1 protein-coding gene is annotated in these 460 nt (G+C 59.6%); it reads left to right on the forward strand.

Translation table 11 applies throughout. From position 1 onward, the window contains the following. The first annotated feature begins 333 nt into the window (after positions 1 to 333). Positions 334 to 459, forward strand: a complete 126-nt coding sequence (locus tag MOV63_RS32720) for a hypothetical protein (RefSeq protein ID WP_258719370.1) — start codon at positions 334 to 336, stop codon at positions 457 to 459. Position 460 lies beyond the last annotated feature (1 nt).

Consider the following 460-nt stretch of genomic DNA (forward strand, 5'->3'; position numbering starts at 1 on the left):
TCATGCTGCGCGATGACCGCGTCCTGTTCATCGACTACGTCACGCTGAATGAACAGGCGCATACCCCGTTCTGGCGGCGTGTTGCCGAGCGGAAACGCCATTTCGAGGGAGAACTGGGTTGCGCTTATGCCGTCCATGACAAACGTTCCATCCGGATCGAGCCTCGTCTGTCGAACCTTCGCCTGATGTGGACCCACAAGGCACGTTGCCGATGTCGCTCGCGCATGCCCGTGAGACCATTCGCATTCTAAGCTTCCGACCACCATCCGTACGATCTCCGACCAGACCACATTCGCACGTCAGGCCGTACGCTGGTCGGATGATGACGATCCGGTGCTGCTTGAGGAAACGAACCTGATCTTCACGGCGGTCATGCAGTTGGCGATGCGCGGCGAGGTTCGCCTCGATCTCGGCATGCCTCTGACGCTGGACGCGATGGTCTATGAGGGGATGGCATGAC

This window comes from Neorhizobium sp. SHOUNA12A (genome assembly GCF_023006505.1).
Lineage (GTDB): Bacteria > Pseudomonadota > Alphaproteobacteria > Rhizobiales > Rhizobiaceae > Neorhizobium.